Annotated in this window: 1 protein-coding gene; it reads right to left on the bottom strand. The window is 78.3% G+C overall.

Features of this window, described 5'->3' with window-relative positions:
- The coding region (locus tag QWY28_RS23845; protein ID WP_300955382.1) for a CapA family protein at window positions 1–240 on the bottom strand (240 nt) is incomplete at both ends.

The raw sequence follows: 240 nt of genomic DNA, 5'->3' as shown, positions 1-240 counted from the left end.
CGCGACGAGGCGACGGGCGACCGTGCGCTGCACGGGCACGGGCTCGTGGGTGTACTGCGTGCCCCAGTGCGGCAGCACGACCACCACGTCGGCCGCGCGCTCGGCCCGGGCGATCGTCCGCGCGACGTGGCGGAGGTCGGCCTCGACCAGCGGCCCGGTCCGCGGCGGCATCCGCACGCTCAGCGCCCCCGGACCGGCCGGCGTCGCCTGCGGCGTCTCGCCGATCGCGTTGAAGCCGAC

Origin of the sequence: Nocardioides oceani (assembly GCF_030412965.1) — a bacterium.
Classification (GTDB): domain Bacteria; phylum Actinomycetota; class Actinomycetes; order Propionibacteriales; family Nocardioidaceae; genus Nocardioides; species Nocardioides oceani.
This window is presented reverse-complemented; position numbering and strand designations above follow the sequence as displayed.